We start from the raw sequence: 21137 nt of genomic DNA, 5'->3' as shown, positions 1-21137 counted from the left end.
GTATGTTACTAATACATTTATTCCTTAACCATTTAGTCAATGCTTGAGCCTATGGCCCCATCTTTTACAAGTGAGGGCGCCCCTATTAATCTAAATAAGCGTCTCATTTCCAATCTTCCAGCTAAACCATCTCCCATGCCCTTCTGTTTCTCCAACCGTTTCACGATATTCGTTGCCGTTAATATAATAATCAATATGAAGGTCACGATCCCACATGTTGTTATACAGGTGGAATACATCACGTTTTGCTCCAATTTCTTGTATTTGTTTTTCTAACTTATGTTTTACTTGTTCTGGTATTTGATTTGCAACATGTGTATGGAAAATACAAATAACAGCTTCTTCACTTATTTGTTCAATAATAGATGATAATAGCTCTACACCGTCTCCTTCTATTAATTGGACAGATTCATTTTTCACTAAAGATGCAGCTTGATCAAACATCTCAAGCCTTTCTTTATGTTCTGGCCAAATTAAAGCACGTAACCATAAATAATCTTCCTCATTATGTAAATCATTCACATGTAAGTCCAGTCCGATTCTTTCTACGACAGATGGGCTTTCTTTTAGAAAATACGGCACATTTTCCCCTCTTATTTCAGAAGTTACATGCACATTTGAATTTATATTTCCGTACATTTTATTCGTTCCGTACGAATAACGATATTGGTCCCAGAACAATTGCAACCCAGAACTTGTCCCAATTTCAATTAACGCTAACGGCTTCTTCACTTTGTTAAATATGTAGCAGAAACTTGGGTATAAGTATGCACACCGTCTTACTTCATTCGTTTGAACGAGCTTCGTTTGTAACAATGTAATGATTTCTTCTCGGTACTCTTTACAGAAATCTTTAAAATGATCAAAAGCTTTATCTAAATTTGTATCGGCATTTTCAACTAAACTACTATAATACGTTTTTAAATGATGTTCTTTCCCTGTTAATAATAAATAATGTACTGCACCTAATAGTAAGTTTGGGACTGGTTGACCTACCTGAGCAGAGGACGATAGTGTAAGTACTTCCTCATCTTCAGCAATTTTCATTGATAAATATTCATATAAATCACTTGACCCTTTACATTCCTTTATTGAAAAGTTTCGAAATAAGTTTGAAATTTGCTCTTTTGTACGCATTAAAATCCCTCCTTTTTATTTTTCAGAATAATCTTACCATTACAGAAAGAATAATCCCATAAAAAGGTACTCGATTTAGTCCCTTAAGGATACGTAAGCTTTTTCGAGATAATTTCAAACTGTAATTTTTTTCTATTTATCACCTTAAAAGAGCTTGTTAAATAAGATTTTTAGCGAATAAAACGTTAAATAGTTTAAAATTATCAGATAACACTAGATATTTTAGTCTATTAATTATTATAATAGAGTATGAGATGGTTATATAATTGAGACAAAAAAGGTATACACCTAGGTGGGGCCTAGGCGGTGTTTCTCTTTTACGGCTTAGACATAGAAAACACCTACACTTTTTTGCCAATATAGGGGATGGAGAGATTATCATGAGCAACATGCAGCAAAAAACAGACGTTATCTTAATTGGTGCAGGAATTATGAGTGCAACGTTAGGCTCATTACTAAAAGAATTAGCACCAGAATGGGAAATTAAAGTTTTTGAAAAACTCGCAAGTGCCGGGGAAGAAAGCTCTAACGAATGGAATAATGCAGGTACAGGGCATTCTGCGCTATGCGAACTGAACTATACTTCCGAAAAAGCTGACGGATCTATAGATATTAGTAAGGCTGTAAAAGTGAATGAGCAATTCCAGCTTTCAAGACAATTTTGGGCATATCTTGTAAAGAGCAAATTAATTCGTAATCCACAAGATTTTATTATGCCACTACCTCATATGAGTTTAGTACAAGGGAAAAAAAATGTTGAGTTTCTAAAAAACCGTTTTGAAGCGCTTTCAAAAAATCCACTGTTTCAAGGAATGGAATTTTCTGATGCTCCTGAAACATTAAAAAAATGGCTTCCACTCATTATGGAAGGCCGCACATCTAATGAACCGATGGCGGCAACGAAGATTGACTCTGGAACAGATGTTAACTTCGGTGCATTAACACGTATGTTGTTTGATTACTTAAAAACAAAAAATGTCGAGCTAAACTACAAGCATAGTGTCGAAAATATTAAGCGCACGAAAAATGGTTTGTGGGAAGTAAAAGTACACGATATGAATAGTGGTAAAATTGAGCATCATACTGCTAAATTCGTCTTTATTGGCGGCGGTGGCGGTAGCCTACCTCTACTTCAAAAGACTGGTATCCCTGAATCAAAACATATCGGTGGATTCCCGGTAAGTGGACTATTTATGGTATGTAAAAACCAAAAAGTTGTAGAGCAACATCATGCGAAAGTGTACGGTAAAGCTAAGGTTGGTGCTCCGCCAATGTCTGTACCTCATCTAGATACGAGATATATAGACAATAAAAAAGCTTTACTGTTTGGACCATTCGCAGGCTTCTCACCTAAATTCTTAAAAACAGGTTCAAATCTTGACTTAATCGGTTCTGTAAAACCGAATAACGTCTTAACGATGTTAGCCGCTGGTGTAAAAGAAATGGGACTTACAAAATACTTAATTCAGCAAGTTATGTTATCACATGAAAAACGTATGGAAGAATTACGCGAATTCATTCCGAACGCGAAAAGTGAAGATTGGGATATTGTAGTTGCTGGGCAACGTGTACAAGTAATTAAAGATACTGATGCTGGCGGTAAAGGGACACTTCAATTTGGTACAGAAGTAGTAAGTGCAGCTGACGGCTCAATCGCCGCATTACTAGGCGCATCACCAGGTGCTTCTACTGCTGTTCACGTCATGCTTGAAGTATTAGAAAAATGTTTCCCAAGCCGCATGGTAGAATGGGAAGAAAAAATAAAAGAAATGATTCCTTCATATGGCATTTCACTAACTGAAAATCCAAGATTGTTCCAAGATCTTCACACTTCTACTGGTCGTACACTTGGATTAAACGAAAAAGAAACTGTTCATAATTAATGAAGAAATAAAAAAACGTCCGATATATTCGGACGTTTTTTTGTCTACTAAAAATTATACTTATCAATATTATCTTTCGTAAATACAACTCGTTTTGGTAATACGATAATTCCATTCCCTTCTGCCTCATAATCATATCCTTGAATGGAGTTTGGCTCTACCTTCACTTTTCCAATTCCTTTTACTTCGAAGCTATCCCCTACTTTTAACTTCTTCTCTTTTACAACAATTTCATTTGCTACATACGTTGCGAGAGCACCTTGTTGTTTTACATCCCATAAACCAAATTGTGCTACTGTTCCTCGTTTTACGTAATCACGCATAACGTTTGGTGTAGAGAAGCCAGTTACGACAACCTTTTTATCCATTTTTAAATTTTCAGCCGCTTGTGCCATTGCCGGAAGTGCCGTTGCATCTGGACAAATGACTGCGTTAATATCAGGATACGTTTTTAAAATATTCTCTCCTACTGACAAAGACTTTTGCGCATTATTTTCACCGTACTGCGTCGTTACAATTTCCCAGTTCGGATATTTCTTTTTAATAATTTCTTTCGCTTTCGTTACCCACTGGTTTTGATCCGTTACTGTCGGGCTAGAATAAAAGAAGGCTACTTTTCCTTTATCTCCAATTTGCTTTGAAGTCATTTCTATTAATAAATTAGCAAGTTGGTCTGGTGTTCCTTGGCTTATATAAAAAGAACGATCTTTCGGATTCACATCAGAATCCCATGTTAATACCGTCATCCCTTTTTTCTTAGCACGTTGCAGTGATTGCGATAACCCATCCACTGACGTAGATGAAACCATAAGTGCATCATAGTTTTGATTAATGAAATTGTTTATATATTTAACTTGCCCTGAAACACTCGCTTCAGACGGTCCATCATACTTCACTTGCACGCCTAACTTATCTCCCATCTCTTTTGCCCCTTCACCACCCGATGTGAAGAAACCAACCCCTGTTAATTTCGGAATAAATGCAAATTTCACATCATCAACCTTTTTCTTATCTGCCGTTTGGCTAGAACACGCAATTAAACCGATTAAACAAATACATACAATCAATACAATCCCCAGTTTTCTCTTCATGACATTTCCCCCTTATGCAAATTCTTTCTTTTCTCCGCTAAGAATTGATGTAATTTGAAATGTCTCATAATAACTGAAAGAATAAGGATAATACCTATTACTACATTGGATTGTTCATTTGTTAAACCCGTCATTTGCAAGCCATACTGCATGAGCCCAATGAAAATACTCGCCAGTACAGTACCAATAATGCTTCCTTTTCCGCCTGTAATAAGTGTACCGCCTAAGACGACTGCTGTAATGATTGGTAAAATTGTTTCACTTCCCATATCAGCACGTGCGGAACCGAAGTAGGCAGTTAAGAAAGCGCCTCCTAATCCACCTCCTAACCCTGAAAGTATGTAAGCAATAATGACTACTTTTTTCGTTTTAATCCCAGTGTATTTTGCTGCATTTTCGTTCGCACCTGTTAATTTTACATGGCGCCCGTATATAGTTCGATGAAATAACACAGTACATAAAACTGTTAATACGATCAGTAGCCATAATAAATTCGGTATTCCTATAAAACTACCATTTGCCAGTTGTACAAATACGTCTGGTAAACCGCTTATTCCTTCATACCCAGAAGCACCTGCCCCTCCTGAAATGACGAGGGCAACTCCCCCGTATAAAAACATCGTTCCGAGTGTAACGACGAGTGGTTCTACATCCGTCATTTTTATAATGAGTCCGTTTAAAGCGCCTGCTAAACAACTAATTATTAGGGCGATTATAACGGCAAACAAAATAGGTATTCCGTTCATCCAAAGTACACCGATTAAGATCGAAGTGAGCCCCATTATTGAGCCGATCGATACATCAATTCCTCCTGTTACTATAACAAAAGTCATTGGTATCGCCGCAATTGCGATAAATAAGAAATCATTTGTACTAAAAAGGAGATTACTAATATTTAAGAAATCACTATTTATTAAACTAAAAAGGATGAATTCTACAAGAAGTAATACAATTAGAACCCCTTCCCATCTATATACATACTTCATAGATTCATCCTCCTTTCTGCCTTCCACTTTTTCATAACACTATCTAATATGATGATAAGTAATAATAAAAAACCTGAAATAGCATTATTCCAAAATGCTGGTATTTTTAAAAAGACGAGTGAGCTACTTATTGTTTCTAAAAATAACGCTCCTAATGCAGCTCCAAATAAAGATCCTGTTCCTCCTTTTAAGTGAATTCCTCCTAGTACAGCGGCTGCGATTACTTGTAATTCTAATCCTGTACCTGTTTGATTTGGCACGAAACCGATATTCATAACAAATATGCAACCAGCGATCGCAGCGCTTATGCCTGAAATCATAAACGCATATATCTTCACTTTATTAACAGGTATACCAATAAGCCTCGCGCCATCTTCATTATCACCTACCGCATAAAAGTATCTTCCCAATGGCACTTTTCTTAAAAAGAAGTATAGTAGTAGTAAAATAATAAGAACGAACCATACAGTTATAGGTAAACCAAGAATGATGATAGATGGCAGCTGCTTAAAATCGTTTGGAATATCTTCAATCCACTTCCCGCCTGTGAAAATTAACATTGTACCTCTAATAATTCCTAACATGCCTAATGTCATAATAATGGCTGGTACCCGAAACTTCGCAACTCCAATACCATTTACGAAACCAATAATAGCCCCAAGTATAATAGCTACAAATATCGACAAGAATGCACTATACCCATTCGTTAACATCATTCCGCAAACTGCTGCACTTAACCCCATGCTTGAACCAACTGATACATCTATATTTTTCGTAAATAAGACGAACGATTGACCGATTGCTAGCACGACTAAAATAACGCTTGATTTCATCAGTAAAGATAACGAGTTAAATTGAATAAAACTAGGGTTTATCATTCCTACAATAGCTATATAAATTAGTAGTAACAGTATGATAGACGTTTCATGCATTTTTAACATATGTTTCATTCCGCTACACCTCCGTATGCAAGGCGTGTAACTTCATTCACACTCAGTTGTTCTTTTTCCATATGAGAAACAAATCGCCCATTTCTCATTACATATACACGGTTTACTAATTGGACAATTTCTTCAACATCTGAAGAGATTAATAAAATTGCGAGTCCTTCCCTTTTCATTTTTTTTATCGTCTCATACACTTCAAGCCTTGCTTTCGCATCAATTCCGCGAGTCGGCTCATCAAGAATAATAATTTTAGGATTACATGCAAGATACTTCGCAAGCACGACCTTCTGCTGATTACCTCCTGATAAAGATGCCAGTTCTTTATTCATATTCTGTACAACAATTCGGAACTGTTCTATAAACGAATTAACTAAAGCGCTTTCTTTTTCTTGATTTATAAAAAAGCGATTATTTTGATATAAACTTGCTGCTGCAATATTTTCTTTAACAGAAGCAATTGAGAAAATTCCATTCCTCGCTCTATCCTCTGGCACATAAACTAGTCCTTCGTCTAGCCTTTTATGCAAAGAACACGTATCAATTGATTTTCCACCCAATAAGATAGACCCTGATTTTATAGTTTTCAATCCAAATATCGCTTCTGCTAATTCCGTTCTGCCAGATCCTATAATGCCAGCAACACCTACAACCTCACCCGCATGTACAGTGAATGATATATTCTCGAATGCGTGACCATTTATATCAACCACTTCTAATATTTTTTTCGTCTTTACTGTCTCTTGAACTACTTCTATTTTCTCTTTCTGTTTATATCCTTTTGGCAATAGTCCCTCCATCAGCATGTCATATGTATAGTCACATACATCACCTTGGCTTACAACCATTCCATCACGTAGTATTGCTACTTTGTTGGCAATTTCAAAGATTTCTGGAAAACGATGTGTAATATAAATCATCCCGATTCCTTTTTCTTGTAAACTTTTCATCAACACAAAAAGACTCTTAATTTCGTGTGTTGTTAATGTCGATGTTGGCTCATCTAGAATAAGAATCTCAGCTTCTCTTATTAATCCTCTAACGATTTCTACTAACTGTTGTTGCGCAATCGATAATGTTCCTCCTAGTTTATTAAGGTCAATATCCCATCCTAAGCTGCTAATCAATTGCTGAATCTGTACTTTTAGTTTCTTTTTCTTTTCTTTTAACCCGATACACATATTTTCTTCAATAGTCATATGCGGAAAAATGAGTGGTTCTTGCGGTATTAAATAAATACCTTTTCGGTGTGCTTCTGATGGATTTGAAAACTGTTGCTTCATTCCTTTTACATACATCTCTCCATCATCATACGAATATAACCCCGTTAATATTTTCATTAATGTTGATTTCCCGGCGCCATTTCCCCCCACTAAAGCGTATATATCTCCGCGCTCTACTTGTAAGTTCACTTCTTTTAATACAAGTTGATTTAAAAACGCCTTACTCATTTTCTTTACTTGTAATAAAGGTACGTTCTCCACATGATGTCACCTGCCTTTATCCAGAACATTTTTTGAGAAAATGATTATTTGTTCTACTTGTTTTGTAGCATTGTATATTCCTTTTTTTATATCTAGAACACTTTTTTCTACGTACTATCAATCGTTTCAACTGGAATAAACAAAATATATGGTACATATGTTTAAGCTGTGGTCAATTGTTGAAAGGGATGAAGAGTATGACTCAGCTGAACTTTGAAGAAAATTTATTAACTAAAGTAGCTTGGTACTATTATAAAGACCAATTAACACAACAGGAGATCGCGTCACTTCTTCATATTTCAAGAAATAAAGTCGTCCGGTTATTAGATAAAGCGCGGAGTGAAGGTATCGTTACATTTCACGTAAAAGGGACTGGTTTGCACTGTTTAAGTATTGAGCGTGACCTAATGAAAAAATTCCACTTAAAAGATGCTTTTATTATCCCTACCCCAGTAAACAATTATCACGCTTCTCTCGGAAAAGCTGCTGCACAATATTTAGAAACTCATCTCCAGCAAGGCGATTTACTCGGTATTGGCTGGGGAGAAACAATTAGCAAAATGCTAGAAAACATTCATTTTGAAAGTTCTATCAACCTTTCAATCGTAACGCTCACAGGCGGGGTAAATCACTATCTCCCGAGAAAACAAAACTATTTACACTACATGCAAGGCGAACTTCACATTATCCCTACGCCGTTTCTAGCGTCTACAACCGAAATGGCACAAAGTATTCTATCAGAACCGAGCGTAAAAGATATGCTTCAAGTCGCTTCACTTGCTCATACGGCTGTTGTCGGTATTGGGGGATTATCTCAAGACGCTACGATTGTAAAAGAAGAAAAATTAACACTACGTGAGATGACATATATTCGTAGTCAAAACGGTGCTGGCGATATTTTAGGACAGTTTTATAATACAAATGGCGATTTATTAGAGCTCTCGCATCACAATCGTCTAATTGGCACGCCCCTCTCTATTTTGCGCAATATGAAGCATGTCGTCGGTGTTGCTGGAGGTACTGAAAAGATAGATGCAATTTATGGTGCCTTAAAAGGAAAGTTTATTCATTCATTAATTACCGATGAGGAAACTGCCCTCTCCTTATTACGAAAGGATGGTGATTGTTAATGTCCCATTTATTAGCTTTCGATGCTGGTACAGGGAGCATTCGAGCAGTTCTTTTTGATTTACATGGTAATCAAATTGCAGTAAGTCAAAAAGAATGGATTCACAAATCTGACCTTCGTTATCCAGGCTCTATGAACTTTGATGTAGTAGAAAATTGGAAGCTAGTACAAGAATGTACGAAAGAGGTGCTTCAAAAAAGCAACACTCCTGCCTCTTCTATTCTTGCTATTAGCGCTACAAGTATGCGAGAAGGATTTGTTTTATATGATCAAGATGGGCAAGAAATATGGGCGTGTGCAAATGTTGATGGGCGCGCATCCGTCGAAGTTAGTGAATTAAAAGAAATTCGGTCACATCTTGAAAAAGATTTATATACAAAGTCTGGTCAAACTTTTTCATTAGGTGCTTTACCACGCCTACTCTGGATAAAAAAACATGAACCCGACGTCTATAATAATATTCACTCTTTTACAATGTTAAACGATTGGATTTTATATAAACTAAGCGGCGTACTACAAATCGATCCCTCAAACGGATGCACGTCAGGTATTTTTGACTTACAAAATAGAGTGTGGGATAACGATGTCGCTAAAGAGTGCGGCCTATCTTTGCCATTTTCACCAACAGTAAATGAAGCTGGTACAGTAATTGGCAACGTTACAAAAGAGTGTGCAGCATTAACTGGATTACGTGAAGGGATTCCTGTCGTCGCCGGGGGTGGAGATGCTCAAATGGCATCGCTCGGAACAGGAATCGTGAAACCGAATCAAACGTTAATATGCGGGGGGAGCTTTTGGCAACAAGAAGTGAATGTTACTGAGCCAATAACAGATCCACATGCTGCGATTCGAGTAAATTGTCACGTTGTTCCGAACCTATGGCAATATGAAACAATCGCCTTTTTCCCAGGTCTCGTTATGCGCTGGTTTCGAGACGCTTTTTGCCAAGAAGAAAAGAAACTTGCTGATAAACTCGGTGTAGATGCTTATGAATTACTAGAAGAACAAGCGAAAGACGTACCTGTCGGTTCACATGGCATTATCCCTACTTTTTCAAACGTTATGAACTACATTTCTTGGCGTCATGCCGCACCTTCTTTTTTAAATTTAAGTTTAGACGCTGACAAATGCGGAAAAAAAGAACTGTTTCGTGCTATTGAAGAAAATGCAGCCTTCATTACACTTGGAAACTTAAAATTAATAAAAAATCTAACTGGCACATTCCCTTCTGAAGTTATTTTTGCTGGCGGTGCCGCTAAAGGAAAACTATGGCCACAAATTCTATCAGACGTACTCGGTATTCCTGTAAAAGTACCTGTTGTGAAAGAAGCAGCTGCTTTAGGAACTGCGATTGCTGCTGGAGTTGGTGCTGGCATATATTCATCTATGGAAGAAACTGCCGAAGAGTTTGTACAGTGGGAGCAAACATTCGAACCAGTTACTGAAAATCACGAACTATATAAAGAGTTCTATGAAACATGGAAAACTGTATATGACAGTCAGCTCGCTTTAGCTGATAAAGGGCTCACCTCACATATGTGGATTGCGCCTGGTGCACTGTAACACATTACATAAAGGAGTGAACTGTATGTTAAAAGCGAATGAAAATGACTTCTCCTATCGCTTCGGTGATAACGGGCCGAAATATTTAATACAAGGTCCAAATATTGATCTTGGCCTTGTTGTCATTCAACCGGGCCAGGAGTTTCAAAACCATTATCATACGACGTGCGAAGAGGTCTTTTATGCATTAGAAGGTGAAATAGATTTCTATGTGAATAATGAAAGAGTTCCAATTAAACAAGGTGATGTCCTGCAAGTTCGTCCTCATGAATCTCACTATCTTATTAACCATTCTGACAAACCTTTTAAAGCTGTTTTTATTAAGTCACCACATTTACCAAATAAAGATACTGTACAAACGGAAAATCCAACATTAACGAAGGAGTGATTTGGAATGACTTGGGGATTTAAAAATCGATTAAATACAATTTTACCTGATGGTAGAGCGGTTATGTTAGCAATAGATCACGGTTATTTCTTAGGACCAATTCACGGACTAGAACAACCACTTGAAACAGTAAAAAACTTACTTCCTTATACAGACTCCCTCTTTTTAACGCGCGGTGTACTTAGCTCCTGTATTCCTGAAAACTGCAGCACACCGATGGTTATGCGTGTATCTGGCGGCGCTACTGTCGTCGGTAAAGATTTAGCGAATGAAACAATTGTTACACCTGTAAAAGAAGCAGTGAAGCAAAACGCAATTGGCGTTGGCGTTTCTGTTTTTGTCGGATCAGACTATGAAACACAAACTGTTTCGAATCTCGCAAATGTAGTCTCTGAAGCTCACGATTACGGCCTACCTGTACTCGGCATTACCGCAGTCGCAAAAGAATTACAAAAACGTGAAGCTCGCTTTCTAGCACTTGCTTCCCGCGTATGTGTTGAAATGGGTGCTGATATTATTAAAACGTATTACTGCGAGGGATTCGAAAAAATAACGAGCACATGCCCTGCCCCAGTCGTCATCGCAGGTGGCCCAAAACTAGATTCAATTGAAGACGCATTAAACATTACGTACAATGCGCTGCAAGAAGGCGCAATTGGAGTAGACATGGGCCGAAACATATGGCAATCCGAGCACCCAGCTGCGATGATTCAAGCGATACATGGCATTGTGAAGAATGGATTGAATGTGAAAGAGGCGCTTGAACTTTATGATGATGTGAAGAATTAATGTGAAAAGACAGACTATTTATTAGTCTGTCTTTTTTGTTAAAATAAAGTAAAGGAGGAATGATTATGCGAAGAATGACTTTCGAACGTCCTACCGATCATTACGATGAACGCTTATACTCTATTGATGAAAAAATTTGCGCCCTATTAAAAGAAAGAAAAGAACTTTCAGGTGGTGACCCAGGTTTTCCACATGATGAAGCGATTTATAAATGGGCAAAGCAATACGAATTTTATCCAGACTATCTAAACTCATTATTCTCTTCCATGATGGATGAAGAAGAATTTAAACCTCGCGTTGAACCAACTGAGTTTAAAAAACATGTACCTGTTTTTAAAACTTATGAACATAATGGCGTCATGTATACTGTAACTTTTATTCGGCAATATGCAAATGCTAGTGTAGTTTATTTATATAGCGATTGGGATTCCACGGATGAAGATTTTATTGAAAATAAGCCTCATAGTTTCTTCCAATTATCAATAGATGATACATACTATTGCTGGTCAGAAGGTGGTGGCGGCACCGATGGACATATGAATCATCAATTCGTTATATCTCCTGTCCTTCCTGATAATTTGTCTGGAATAAGCTTACGATTTAAAGAACTCAGTATGCCGTTTAGGAAAGATCAAGCTGTACTTGAATTTGAAATTCAGATAGACAAATAAAGTGAGACTATAATCAATCCACAAATAGTAAGATAAATAAGGTAATAAAATAAACAAGCCCCTTTCCAAACTGGATAAGGGGCTAAATATACACCTTCAAATGATTACTCTTGGTGATTACTATTAAGCTTTGAAACTTTCTTACCTTCTCTATAATCAAGACAAGACACTTCAATTAATAAGCCATTAAATACTGTAAAATAAAAACCATAACTACTACCTCGCATCGAATAAGGTTCCTTATCTATTTCAATGCCGCCTGCTACTAAACGATTATACGCTTGATCAACTTCATTTGAAGTATCCACTAAAAAACCAATATGAAAAGCTTCAGGATACATCACTTCCTTATTTCCCTTAAATGCTTTTGGATCGCTCAGCACAAGTATAAATCCACTTTCATCACTCATCACTACTAGTGCCTTTCCCTTTTGCTCCAAAAATTGAAAATCAAAAAATGTTTCAAAGAAATGTCTCGCTTCTGATAAATCATCAACACATAAATTCAAATGATTTAACTTCATTCACTCATCTCCTTTTAAGCAGAGGGTATGTAGACTCATTTTCATAACACTTAAATATGTAAGGTAAGATATTCAAGCGTTCCGTCTAAGACTATGCTTTATAAGTCTAATACTTTTCTCCATAGCCTAGAACGTTTTTTATGACTGCAATTATATAAACCGTTCGACGTGAAATATTAATGTACCTATATAAAATAGTCTCATTATTTATTTTCCAGATTGTGTAGAACCCACTCAACCAGGAAAATTGCTGAAGGGATGCGCTCTGTTGTATCACCTAAAAATAGCTTATTAAGTAACTCATCTAAATGAATTGGCTTATTCGGCAACGTTTGAATATACCTTAAAGCAGATCCCGCTGGCGGTACTGGCTTATTATTAATAGCCCATATCCCTTCTAACAATGTCCAAGTTGACGTATGAACTAAGTATGAAGCTTTTAACTCATCATTTGCTTTTAAAGCAGATTGAATTTTAATAAGCGAACTATGCAACCAATGAGAAATGCCCTTCATTTTGTCACTTGAAACACGATAGTTTTCAAATTCATATGTAGCTATTTCCTTTAACTTTTTTAACTCACCGCTTTTATCAAACAAAATTTTCCCTTCTAGAAATGAGTATAGTTCCATCGGATTGTTTTTAAAGTTTACTTGAATTTGATTAAAATCTGCACCCTTATATTCAACTAAAATATCTTCTCTCATTTCAGAATGAAATTTCTTCTTTTGTCCGTCTTCTAAAAGAATATAGAAGTCTAAATCAGATTCAGGATATGCATCGCCTCTTGCAACAGATCCAATTAGCATGAATCCATTTACCTTTTCCATAGATAAGACTTCCGCTACTATTGTTTGCACTAATTTTTTATGTTGTTCATATGTAATGAATGCAAGTTTTTCTATCATTCCCATCCCCCAGTCATAAAAAAGAGGATACATGATTGCTTCTACAACATGTATCCTCTGCTTGTATATTACGACTGCTGATAAGCCGCTTTTGATGATTTCACATAATAAACTGCGTGATCCACATTAATGATATGATCTGGTTTTGGTTTACCACGGCCCGCTCTATGTCCAGCTAAGTGTTCTTCACTTGTTTCCCAGTTTTTCCATGCTTCTTCAGATTCCCAGCGAATCATAACGACTACTTCTTCGTCGCCGCGTCTTACTTTTTTCACAAGAACACTTAAGTCAATAAAGCCTTCAAATTTTTCAATAATACCTTCTCCAGTAAAACGTTCTACAACTATATTTGATGTACCTTCTTTTACTGTAAATGTTTTCGTTTCGATAAACATATATCCCACTCCTTCATTGTAATACGAATACTACTATACTTCTATTATAGTTGATTATGATAATTATTTTCAATTATAAAGTTTAAATTTTTCGAATTATGCTGTTTTCTCTTCTATCGCCTCATCTAAAAATTTGAAATATGGGAGTAAGATTCCGACTAAAGAAGTGACACATATAATTGAACCGATAATAAAGTATAGTGCTCTTACTCCCCACATTTCACTCAATATGCCCCCTACTAACACACCTAACGGCATAGCGGATCGTATGAAAAATAAGCGCACTGAAAATACTTGTCCTATCATATTATTCGGCACGGTTTGTTGGCATATTGTCGTGTTATGAACATTGAAAAATGCAATACAAATCCCTGCTATTACTTCAATTATTATTGCAATGATAATACTATGATTGAATCCTAATGAAATGTATGTGAGTCCCCCTATAAACAATCCTCCAAGCATAAGTATACGCCGACTTTTATATGTTACTTTTCCGACTAATACTGAGCCAATTACGTAGCCAAGTGGAAAACCTGCCATGAAATAACCGTACTCTGCATATCCCGCTGACAGCTCGTCTTTTATATAAGGAAGATTTGTGACCATCGTTACCCCTACTCCAAACTGCACGAAAGTAAGAAATATACCGAGCCAAACGATGATTGGTTTTGTAAAAAAATATGTAAAACCGTGAAGAAACTGTCCAAGCCACGTTTTCCGAATAGGTTGCGACGTTCTATTTTCTTTTATATAAAGTAAGAAAGTGCCACTAACAAATAAACAAATGCATACGAAAGATAATGTAAGTTCTGTTCCAATGAAATGAATGACCACTCCACCTAATACTGGCGCAAGAAACATCATAAGGCGAGTCATTCCATCAATGTACGCATTTGCATCTTGAAGTTGTTCTTTCCCTACAATGCTCGGTGTAATGGCTTGACTTGCAGGTGTATAAAGTGGTGTAATAAGTCCCACTACAATTTGAACAACATAAATGTGCCAAACTTCTATACTACCTGAAACTAGCATCACTAAAGGTAATAAAAATACGGACGCTCGTATCCATTGTGAAAAAATCATAATCCACTTCCGGCTCCATTTATCAATAAATGGGCCGCTGATTAATTGCAGTATGAGTGATGGGATGAAATATAATAACCACATACTACTTAAAGCCATTTCTGATCCTGTTAACTCATATACTAGAATTGAATTACATAACGTTCCGAAAGCCCCTCCTAATTCTGAGATTGCACTACCAATCCACATAAAAAAAAACGAACGATTTTTCAATACATTTTTCAATTTCATACACCAACTTTTCTTTTATATTCCTCCCTTTATGTACATTCTCGTTGTTAATTATCTATTCAAAAACATATCTAATTCTTTCGCTAAAGACTGTACTGCTTTCTTTCTTAATACATATTTTCCATCGTGTATATCCACTAACTTCGCTGCACGTAACAATTTCAAATGGTGGTGTACAGTCGATTTACCAAGTTGCAATCTTTCTGTAATTTCCTGCAATGTTCGTTCTTTTTCGAACAACATTTTTACAATGCGTAACCTCGCTTCATCTCCAAGAGCTTTATGTTTTTGAACTAAAAAATAATTCGGTTCATATGGATCTTCAGGATGGATACTTTCGTTTGCAACTGGATAATGAAATACTTTCGTATCTTCAATATCCGCCTCAATATTCCACGGTCTGTACGTCATTTGCGGAATAAGAAGTACGTGATGAACACTTGGCTCTGGCATATAAATAACGCCACCTGTAGCCCACTCGACAAACTCTTCTGGTTTCATCTGTTTATTCATTTCATTCTTTGCTTCATAATCTCGTTTTAATATAGAACGTATTTCTTCTTCCTCTTTCTGAATCACACTCTCATACCAACCTCTCATAACAGCAATTAAATGAGATTTCAGCACTTGTACATCAACATCACATATAAAACGAATATAAGTAGAGAAAAACGCATGATCCTGTGTTAATTCCTTTAATTCATGTATTGCAGTTCCATCTCTACTTGCGGCTAAACGTCTTTTTTTCTCATATTTCTCCCCTAAAAACGGTAAACATGTATACTTCAAATCTTCTTCTGAAAGTGAATCGATTTTAGCATGAAACTGCGATACACCCTGTATGTCTTCTTCATACAACAACTGAAGCAATGCTTTCCACGTATTATGTTCTTCGACAAATTGTAAGTGCTCTCTCATTTCTTCTGTTAATGATTTCTTAATTTCTTCCCATTCATTTTGACTCTTTTCAAGTGTATCAATTAACCTCTTATGAGTAATTGCTGCAATGCCAAGCGCACATTCGAAAAGTATCGAATATTTCACTTGAACGTTATAAGTTTCCCTCTTTCTACTCGTTATGTGATAGACCTCCATTTTTATCCCCTCCTTGTTTGCTATATATTAAATTCTATTTTTATCGAATTTAACCTTCTATATTTTTAGAATTATTTTGCGACTTCAAAAAAACTCTAATCAATGAGCAAATAGAGAAAGGTTTATACTCTTTTTCATTCTGACTTAATTAAAGCCTTGATTATTAAGTATCATATTAAAAAGAAGTTTTTTAATGGCTCTGTTATAAGTTGTCTTTCACCCTCTTGTGCAACTATAGAAAAGGTTTATTGAAGAGAAAAAAGAATTGGTTTTATTAAGAAAAATGAACAGGAGGCTATACGAATGGGAAGAAAAGAAATGTTGCAAAATGGAGTCCAACAAGTTTTTTACGAAGAAGAATGGTACCCACCAATATCAGAAGCGTTAAAGAATCTTACGGTTGAACAAGCATGTTGGCAACCAGAAGGTGCTGCCAGTAATACGATTTGGGAAAATGTGAACCATTTATTAATCTTTAAAGAACGCCTACTTTCCCGCTTACATGAAGACGACACATTTGTTGCTCCACAAAATAATGATGAGACGTTTATCCAAGGTGGACCTAATGATGATGCCGCTTGGCAGCAAACCGTAAAGCGAACGCTTCAAGTACATGATGCCTTACAATCTTCATTAACCGCCCTTCAAGAAGCAGAACTAGATCAACTAAGTCCTTCTCTACCAGTTTGGCAACAATATATGAATATCCTTTTGCATGATGCTTATCATACAGGACAAATTATACAGCTTCGGAAACTTCAAGGTTCATGGCCAACTCACCGTTCTTATTTATAAAGTGAAATTTTAATCAGCTCTTACCAATCGGGATTTTGCGGGCAGCCCAGCCCATCCCCACCTCACTTCTTTGCTTTCCTTGAATTTTGAGGTAAAAATCTTACTGCCCGTTAATCCGGAATAAACGATGTTTAAAATCGCATACGTTTAATATCCAACAAAACAATTGAAAACAGCTAATTGTTCGATAATTACTACGATTGCTCAAAATAAAGCAAATTAAAATACATTGATTCCTAACATAACTTACATGCTTCATAACTTCTAATCATAATCCAAATTTGGAAGAATAGATGCTTTTTTATATACAAATAATAACTCTCAAGGAGTTGTTGACATGTATTTCATATTGAATATGTTAGGGATTTTCGTTGTCATATTAATCATTTTCTTATGTTCGCCTAATAAAAAACATATAAAATGGAGACCAATTGTAATTCTCATCCTATTGGAGCTTTTTATTACGTGGTTTATGTTAGGCACAAAGCTCGGCAGTATTATCATTAATAAAATTGCGTCATTTTTCAGTTGGCTACTAGCATGTGCGAATGAAGGTATTCGATTTGCATTTCCTTCAGCTATGGAAAGTCAGCACATTGATTTCTTCTTTAGTGCGTTACTTCCTATCATTTTTGTTATTACTTTTTTCGATATTCTTTCTTATTTCGGAATCTTAACTTGGATTATTGATAAAGTAGGTGCAGTTATTTCAAAGATTTCTCGTTTACCAAAGTTAGAAAGTTTCTTTTCGATTCAAATGATGTTTTTAGGAAACACCGAAGCACTTGCGGTTGTTCGGGATCAATTATCTGTTTTAAAAGAAAATCGATTATTAACTTTTGGAATTATGAGTATGAGTAGCGTTAGCGGATCCATTCTTGGTGCTTATTTATCAATGGTTCCAGCAACATATATTTTCAGCGCAATCCCATTAAACTGTATTAACGCATTAATTTTAGCCAATGTATTAAATCCTGTGGAAGTTTCGAAAGAAGAAGACGTTGTTTACACACCTTCAAAACATGAAAAAAAGGATTTCTTTTCTACTATTTCAAACAGTATGTTAGTTGGGATGAATATGGTTATCGTTATTTTAGCTATGGTAATTGGTTATGTAGCTTTAACAGCATGTTTAAATGGGATTTTAGGATTTTTTGTAACGGGGTTAACAATTCAAAAAATCTTCTCCATTATCTTTAGTCCTTTTGCATTTTTACTCGGTTTATCAGGCAGTGATGCTATGTATGTAGCTGAACTAATGGGGATCAAAATAACGACGAATGAATTTGTTGCAATGATGGATTTAAAATCAAACTTAAAGTCGCTACAACCGCATACGGTTGCGGTTGCAACGACATTTCTAGCTTCTTTTGCTAACTTTAGTACAGTAGGTATGATTTACGGAACTTACAATTCATTATTTGGCGGAGAAAAATCATCAGTCATCGGTAAAAATGTTTGGAAGCTTCTTGTTAGCGGGATGGCTGTTTCTTTATTAAGTGCTATGCTCGTTGGGCTATTTGTATGGTAATTAATTTTTATAATAAAAGACACCCAAGCCAATTGAGTGTCTTTTATTATTATTTTCGAATTTGCCCATTTCCACGAATCACATATTTTGTAGAAGTTAATGCTGGAAGCCCCATTGGTCCTCTTACGTGTAACTTTTGTGTACTGATACCAATTTCCGCTCCGAATCCAAATTCGGATCCATCTGTAAAACGAGTCGATGCATTATGATAAAGTGCCGCGGCATCTACAGAAGTAAAAAACTTGCTGACGTTTTCCTCGTTTTCAGTAATAATTGCTTCAGAATGCATAGATCCATACGTATTTATATGATGAATCGCTTCTTCAACAGTGGAAACCACTTTCACTGCTAGTGTGAGAGATAAAAACTCAGTTTCCCAGTCTTCTTCTGTCGCAAGTAAGATAGAAGAATCAATCGCCACTGCTTTATTATTACCACGTAGCTCCACTCCTCTTTCCTTCAAGGAAGAAAACAACTCGCTACCATATTGCTCTGCCCAATTCTCATGAAGTACAATCGTCTCAATTGCATTACATACAGATGGACGCTGTGTTTTTGCATTTATAATAATATTAAACGCCATTTGTTTATCTGCTGTTTCATCAATGAATATATGACAATTTCCCGCACCTGTTTCAAGTACTGGAACAGACGCTTCTCTCACAACAGTATCGATTAATTGTTTGCCACCTCTTGGAATAAGAACGTCTAGATAATCCTTCATTGTAAACAACTGCTTCGCGCTATTTCGCGTTGTATCTTCTATAAGCTGTACGCTTTCTTGAGGTAAGCTTGTTAGTTTGAGCGCTCTGTGAATAACGGCAACGATGGCCTTATTAGAATGAATAGCAGAAGAACTACCACGTAATATGACTGCGTTTCCTGTCTTCAAACAAATTGTAGCTGCATCCACTGTTACATTCGGTCTTGCCTCATAAATCATGCCTATAACACCAAGTGGTACGCGCATCTCCTGAATAGATAGTCCATTTGGCCTTTCCCATGCACTTACACATTCTCCTACAGGATCACGTAATTCAATTAGCTGCTTAATCCCCTCTGTCATATCAATAATACGATTTTCAGTTAGCAGAAGACGATCAAGGAGTGAATCAGAAAATCCTTTTGCCTTACCTTCTTCAATATCCCTCTTGTTTTCTTCTAAAATATAAGCTGTTTCTAATATTAACTGATCAGCTATTGCGGAAAGTGCTTCGTTTTTTTGCTCTGTAGATTTAAGCACAAGCTCTCTAGCAACCTCTTTTGCTTTTATCCCCTTTGCCAACACTTCATTCATTTTTATTTCCTCCTTTTTAAAGTGAAACCCAATGATCCCTATGGATGACTTCATAACTATGTCTCTCGCCTCTTACTTGAATATCTTGGCTTTGCATACCTTTTACATCTCTTAGTTCCTCTGCACTATATGTGCATTGTCCTTTTCCTATTACGCGCCCTTGTTGCGTTACAACCTCTACAACTTCACCCACTTGGAAAAATCCTGATACATTCGTAACACCAGCTGGAAGTAAACTCTTACCATGCTGAATGATGGCAGTAGCTGCCCCAGCATCTACTTCAATTTGTCCGCTAACAAGCGAATGTAAGGCAATCCATTGCTTGTTCATCTTCATTTCTTTTTGAGGAGCATTACCAACATACGTTCCATCACCCTTACCCTTCAAAACATCTACAAACTTTTCCTGTCCACGTCCTGTTCCGATAAATACACTCACACCAAGAGAGAGCGCTGTCTTTGCAGCATCGATTTTTGATTTCATACCGCCAGTCCCAAGTTTTGAGCCAGCATCTCCTGCAAGAGAAGAAATTTCTTCCGTAACTTCAGGAAGAAAATAATATTTTTTTGCATCCGCATTTTTCTGAGGATTTTTGTCATATAACCCGTTCACATCCGTAAAGATCATAAGCATATCCGCCGAAACAAGCCCGCTTACTAAAGCTGACAGCATATCATTATCACCGAACGTCAGCTCCTCTAAGGAGATGGAATCATTTTCATTAATAATTGGAAGAGCGGAGCGGTTTAATAATTCTCCTAACGTAGCGTAAGCATTACTATATTGTTCTTTTCTAGAAAAATCACTTCTCGTCAGCAAAAGTTGCGCAGTAACGATGCCATATTTACGGAATTCCTCGGTGTACGCCTGCATTAACAAACTTTGTCCGACAGCTGCTGCAGCCTGTTTCCCTTTAATCGTTACAGGTCTGCTAGGATATCCTAGCGCTGAAAAACCTGCAGCGACGGCTCCAGATGTAATTAACACAACCTCGTGCCCATCTTCTTTCAACCGAGCCAATGCGGCAACGTGATCTGAAAGCTGTTCTGTAGAGATGCCTCCGTGACTATCTGCCAAGGAACTACTCCCAATCTTTACAACAACTCGTTGTTTTTTCACTTTTTTATCCCCCAAGTCTAAAATCAAAGTTTTTTATAAATTACACTTCATTCACTTTGTAACTATATCTATTCTCATCAATGCTGCAAT

20 protein-coding genes are annotated in these 21137 nt (G+C 36.5%); 8 read left to right on the top strand and 12 right to left on the bottom strand.

All coding sequences use genetic code 11. From position 1 onward, the window contains the following. Positions 1-90: 90 nt before the first annotated feature. Entirely contained in the window at positions 91-1137 is a 1047-nt protein-coding gene (locus M1D66_RS12655) for a DUF2332 domain-containing protein (RefSeq protein WP_242555180.1), read from the bottom strand. A gap of 380 nt (positions 1138-1517) precedes the next feature. Between M1D66_RS12655 and M1D66_RS12650 the strand changes: the two genes are divergently transcribed. Next, positions 1518-3020, top strand: coding sequence for a malate:quinone oxidoreductase (locus M1D66_RS12650; protein ID WP_061664868.1), 1503 nt, complete (start codon positions 1518-1520; stop codon positions 3018-3020). Positions 3021-3067: 47 nt separating this feature from the next. Here M1D66_RS12650 and lsrB read toward each other — a convergent pair whose 3' ends face one another. The 4 genes from lsrB to M1D66_RS12630 are packed head-to-tail and all read right to left on the bottom strand — an operon-like array spanning position 3068 to position 7525. Continuing rightward, on the bottom strand, positions 3068-4111 hold the full coding sequence (gene lsrB, locus M1D66_RS12645) for an autoinducer 2 ABC transporter substrate-binding protein LsrB (protein ID WP_242555179.1): 1044 nt from the start codon (positions 4109-4111) through the stop codon (positions 3068-3070). Then, positions 4108-5097, bottom strand: a complete 990-nt coding sequence (locus tag M1D66_RS12640; RefSeq protein ID WP_242555178.1) for an ABC transporter permease — start codon at positions 5095-5097, stop codon at positions 4108-4110. Before M1D66_RS12640 ends, lsrB begins: the two co-directional genes overlap by 4 nt. Continuing rightward, a complete protein-coding gene (locus tag M1D66_RS12635; protein WP_025710051.1) occupies positions 5094-6047 on the bottom strand; it encodes an ABC transporter permease subunit in 954 nt (317 codons plus the stop codon). The genes M1D66_RS12640 and M1D66_RS12635 overlap by 4 nt, the downstream gene beginning before the upstream one ends. Beyond that, positions 6044-7525 (bottom strand): sugar ABC transporter ATP-binding protein, encoded by a 1482-nt coding sequence (locus tag M1D66_RS12630; RefSeq protein ID WP_044307004.1) that lies wholly within the window; start codon positions 7523-7525, stop codon positions 6044-6046. Before M1D66_RS12630 ends, M1D66_RS12635 begins: the two co-directional genes overlap by 4 nt. A gap of 197 nt (positions 7526-7722) precedes the next feature. On the opposite strand from M1D66_RS12630, the gene M1D66_RS12625 reads away from it, so the two are divergent. The 5 genes from M1D66_RS12625 to M1D66_RS12605 all read left to right on the top strand — a co-directional run bounded on the left by M1D66_RS12625 (position 7723) and on the right by M1D66_RS12605 (position 12065). Continuing rightward, the gene (locus M1D66_RS12625) at positions 7723-8655 is read left to right on the top strand and encodes a sugar-binding transcriptional regulator (RefSeq protein ID WP_000192709.1); all 933 of its coding nucleotides are present in this window, start codon (positions 7723-7725) and stop codon (positions 8653-8655) included. Continuing rightward, a complete protein-coding gene (gene lsrK, locus M1D66_RS12620; protein ID WP_000018810.1) occupies positions 8655-10217 on the top strand; it encodes an autoinducer-2 kinase in 1563 nt (520 codons plus the stop codon). Before M1D66_RS12625 ends, lsrK begins: the two co-directional genes overlap by 1 nt. 25 nt (positions 10218-10242) lie before the next feature. Next, positions 10243-10605: a cupin domain-containing protein gene (locus tag M1D66_RS12615; protein ID WP_000909986.1), complete on the top strand. Its 363-nt coding sequence runs from the start codon at positions 10243-10245 to the stop codon at positions 10603-10605. A 6-nt stretch (positions 10606-10611) separates the two neighbouring features. Further along, the gene (lsrF, locus tag M1D66_RS12610; protein WP_000219772.1) at positions 10612-11394 is read left to right on the top strand and encodes a 3-hydroxy-5-phosphonooxypentane-2,4-dione thiolase; all 783 of its coding nucleotides are present in this window, start codon (positions 10612-10614) and stop codon (positions 11392-11394) included. A 65-nt stretch (positions 11395-11459) separates the two neighbouring features. Continuing rightward, complete coding sequence (locus tag M1D66_RS12605; protein WP_242555177.1) at positions 11460-12065, top strand: hypothetical protein; 606 nt, start codon at positions 11460-11462, stop codon at positions 12063-12065. A 104-nt stretch (positions 12066-12169) separates the two neighbouring features. Here the strand turns inward: M1D66_RS12605 and M1D66_RS12600 are convergent, their stop codons facing one another. From M1D66_RS12600 to M1D66_RS12580, 5 genes are all read right to left on the bottom strand, one after another. After that, positions 12170-12589, bottom strand: a complete 420-nt coding sequence (locus M1D66_RS12600; RefSeq protein WP_000773081.1) for a VOC family protein — start codon at positions 12587-12589, stop codon at positions 12170-12172. Between the two features lie 203 nt (positions 12590-12792). After that, positions 12793-13497, bottom strand: a complete 705-nt coding sequence (locus M1D66_RS12595) for a nucleotidyltransferase family protein (RefSeq protein ID WP_000570640.1) — start codon at positions 13495-13497, stop codon at positions 12793-12795. 68 nt (positions 13498-13565) lie between these two features. Further along, on the bottom strand, positions 13566-13892 hold the full coding sequence (gene hmoA, locus M1D66_RS12590; protein ID WP_000469496.1) for a heme-degrading monooxygenase HmoA: 327 nt from the start codon (positions 13890-13892) through the stop codon (positions 13566-13568). Positions 13893-13988: 96 nt separating this feature from the next. Further along, the gene (locus M1D66_RS12585; protein ID WP_242555176.1) at positions 13989-15209 is read right to left on the bottom strand and encodes an MFS transporter; all 1221 of its coding nucleotides are present in this window, start codon (positions 15207-15209) and stop codon (positions 13989-13991) included. A gap of 51 nt (positions 15210-15260) precedes the next feature. Continuing rightward, a complete protein-coding gene (locus M1D66_RS12580) occupies positions 15261-16304 on the bottom strand; it encodes an ArsR/SmtB family transcription factor (protein WP_242555175.1) in 1044 nt (347 codons plus the stop codon). 303 nt (positions 16305-16607) lie between these two features. Between M1D66_RS12580 and M1D66_RS12575 the strand changes: the two genes are divergently transcribed. Together M1D66_RS12575 and M1D66_RS12570 are read left to right on the top strand one after the other, a co-directional pair. Then, the gene (locus M1D66_RS12575; protein ID WP_000532733.1) at positions 16608-17099 is read left to right on the top strand and encodes a DinB family protein; all 492 of its coding nucleotides are present in this window, start codon (positions 16608-16610) and stop codon (positions 17097-17099) included. A gap of 337 nt (positions 17100-17436) precedes the next feature. Further along, positions 17437-18630, top strand: coding sequence for a NupC/NupG family nucleoside CNT transporter (locus M1D66_RS12570; RefSeq protein WP_000273596.1), 1194 nt, complete (start codon positions 17437-17439; stop codon positions 18628-18630). A gap of 49 nt (positions 18631-18679) precedes the next feature. On the opposite strand, the gene M1D66_RS12565 is transcribed toward M1D66_RS12570, so the two are convergent. Both M1D66_RS12565 and proB read right to left on the bottom strand, forming a co-directional pair. Further along, positions 18680-19927, bottom strand: a complete 1248-nt coding sequence (locus tag M1D66_RS12565; protein ID WP_153595608.1) for a glutamate-5-semialdehyde dehydrogenase — start codon at positions 19925-19927, stop codon at positions 18680-18682. 16 nt (positions 19928-19943) lie between these two features. After that, positions 19944-21047 (bottom strand): glutamate 5-kinase, encoded by a 1104-nt coding sequence (gene proB, locus M1D66_RS12560; protein ID WP_006924529.1) that lies wholly within the window; start codon positions 21045-21047, stop codon positions 19944-19946. Between the last annotated feature and the right edge of the window lie 90 nt (positions 21048-21137).

This window comes from Bacillus sp. PK6-16 (genome assembly GCF_056530295.1).
Note: the sequence above shows the minus strand (reverse complement) of the source record. Positions and strands in the feature narration are given on the sequence as shown.

Coding starts and splice junctions, on each gene's coding strand:
- lsrF (WP_000219772.1), top strand. CDS start 10,612: ATGACTTGGGGATTTAAAAATCGATTAAATACAATTTTACCTGATGGT.
- M1D66_RS12640 (WP_242555178.1), bottom strand. CDS start 5,097: ATGAAGTATGTATATAGATGGGAAGGGGTTCTAATTGTATTACTTCTT.
- M1D66_RS12565 (WP_153595608.1), bottom strand. CDS start 19,927: ATGAATGAAGTGTTGGCAAAGGGGATAAAAGCAAAAGAGGTTGCTAGA.
- M1D66_RS12575 (WP_000532733.1), top strand. CDS start 16,608: ATGGGAAGAAAAGAAATGTTGCAAAATGGAGTCCAACAAGTTTTTTAC.
- M1D66_RS12580 (WP_242555175.1), bottom strand. CDS start 16,304: ATGGAGGTCTATCACATAACGAGTAGAAAGAGGGAAACTTATAACGTT.
- M1D66_RS12600 (WP_000773081.1), bottom strand. CDS start 12,589: ATGAAGTTAAATCATTTGAATTTATGTGTTGATGATTTATCAGAAGCG.
- M1D66_RS12605 (WP_242555177.1), top strand. CDS start 11,460: ATGCGAAGAATGACTTTCGAACGTCCTACCGATCATTACGATGAACGC.
- M1D66_RS12625 (WP_000192709.1), top strand. CDS start 7,723: ATGACTCAGCTGAACTTTGAAGAAAATTTATTAACTAAAGTAGCTTGG.
- M1D66_RS12650 (WP_061664868.1), top strand. CDS start 1,518: ATGAGCAACATGCAGCAAAAAACAGACGTTATCTTAATTGGTGCAGGA.
- hmoA (WP_000469496.1), bottom strand. CDS start 13,892: ATGTTTATCGAAACGAAAACATTTACAGTAAAAGAAGGTACATCAAAT.
- lsrK (WP_000018810.1), top strand. CDS start 8,655: ATGTCCCATTTATTAGCTTTCGATGCTGGTACAGGGAGCATTCGAGCA.
- lsrB (WP_242555179.1), bottom strand. CDS start 4,111: ATGAAGAGAAAACTGGGGATTGTATTGATTGTATGTATTTGTTTAATC.
- M1D66_RS12595 (WP_000570640.1), bottom strand. CDS start 13,497: ATGATAGAAAAACTTGCATTCATTACATATGAACAACATAAAAAATTA.
- M1D66_RS12635 (WP_025710051.1), bottom strand. CDS start 6,047: ATGAAACATATGTTAAAAATGCATGAAACGTCTATCATACTGTTACTA.
- M1D66_RS12615 (WP_000909986.1), top strand. CDS start 10,243: ATGTTAAAAGCGAATGAAAATGACTTCTCCTATCGCTTCGGTGATAAC.
- M1D66_RS12585 (WP_242555176.1), bottom strand. CDS start 15,209: ATGAAATTGAAAAATGTATTGAAAAATCGTTCGTTTTTTTTTATGTGG.
- M1D66_RS12570 (WP_000273596.1), top strand. CDS start 17,437: ATGTATTTCATATTGAATATGTTAGGGATTTTCGTTGTCATATTAATC.
- M1D66_RS12655 (WP_242555180.1), bottom strand. CDS start 1,137: ATGCGTACAAAAGAGCAAATTTCAAACTTATTTCGAAACTTTTCAATA.